This window comes from Paraburkholderia atlantica, from assembly GCF_009362785.1.
GTDB lineage: Bacteria > Pseudomonadota > Gammaproteobacteria > Burkholderiales > Burkholderiaceae > Paraburkholderia > Paraburkholderia atlantica.
In genome coordinates, this window is the sequence record NZ_WHNQ01000226.1 from 1 (window position 1) to 667 (window position 667).

The 667-nt window shown below is 65.2% G+C and carries 1 protein-coding gene; it reads left to right on the forward strand.

What is annotated here, in order from left to right:
- Window positions 1–667: condensation domain-containing protein (locus GCT19_RS42405; protein WP_152855125.1), on the forward strand; the 667-nt coding region annotated here is incomplete at both ends.

Here is a 667-nt window from a genome sequence, read left to right on the forward strand (position 1 = left end):
CGGAGCTTCTAGGGCTGGAGCGGGTCGGACGCCACGACAACTTCTTCGAGCTCGGCGGCCACTCGCTCCTGGCGGTACAGGTGTCGAGCCGGCTGTCGCAGGCTGTTGGGGTCGAACTGCCGCTGTCGACGCTGTTCGCCAGGCCGGTGCTGGGCGATCTTGCGGCAAGAATCGTCGAGGTATTGAGCCGCTCCGGCCCCCAACACCTGCCGGCGATTGTGGCCGTATCGCGTCATGAGCCGCTTGAGCTGTCGTTTGCGCAGCAGCGGTTGTGGTTTCTGGCACAGCTGGGCGAAGGCAGCACGCACTATCACGTTCCGCTAGCCTTGCGGCTGCGCGGGGTGCTCGACCGCAGCGCCTGGCAGCGCAGCCTTGACCGTTTGTTTGCGCGTCACGAGGCGCTGCGCAGTGTCTTTGTCGCGCCGCAGGCCAAGCCACGGGTTGAGATCCTGCCGCCGGATGCGGGACTGCCGGTGTCTGAGCACGATCTACGGCAGAGGGCGGATACGGAAGCGGCACTTTCGGATCTATGCCATGAAGAGGAACGCACGCCGTTTGATCTTGCGCGCGGGCCGCTGATCCGCGGGCGTCTGGTGCGGATGTCGGATGAGGAACACGTCTTCCTGCTGACCCAGCATCACATCATCTCGGACGGCTGGTCGATGGG